Origin of the sequence: Stappia sp. BW2 (assembly GCF_008107695.1) — a bacterium.
Classification (GTDB): Bacteria; Pseudomonadota; Alphaproteobacteria; order Rhizobiales; family Stappiaceae; genus Roseibium.
On the sequence record NZ_VIRG01000022.1, the window covers coordinates 1 to 428 of the forward strand.

The window sequence follows — 428 nt, forward strand, 5'->3', positions numbered from 1 at the left end:
TCTGGAAGGTGGTATTTGCTTCGAAATTACCCAGATCTGGCGCATCAGCTGCGCCGACCAGCCAGGCTTTAAAGTTCAGAGTCTGCTTCGCTTTGCCTTTATTAGTGGCAGTATCTTTCACGATTTTCTGGTCAATACCCATGCCGCTTTTGTAAGAGGTACCCAGAGAGTCACCGATCGCCAGGCTAACATTGTTAAATGCCGCACCGGTATCGGTATTGAAAATGGTGTAATAATTGCCGCTATTTGCAGAAGAAACGGTACCAGTAAAGGTAGTGGTCATTGTTTCCTGAGTATCAAATACGCAATCTTGCAGGCGAATCTGGAAATTTTTCGGCGTGGTGGTGCCGTTATTTTTCAGTTTTTCGGCACCGATATCACCCATATCAACTTCCAGTTTGTGATCGTCCGGAACGATAGAACACACT

Annotated in this window: 1 protein-coding gene; it reads right to left on the reverse strand. The window is 45.8% G+C overall.

Annotated elements, in window-relative coordinates; translation table 11 throughout:
• Positions 1-385, reverse strand: a 385-nt coding sequence (locus tag FMN63_RS00100; RefSeq protein WP_205513749.1) for a fimbrial protein, incomplete at its 3' end; no start/stop codon positions are given.
• Positions 386-428: the final 43 nt, after the last annotated feature.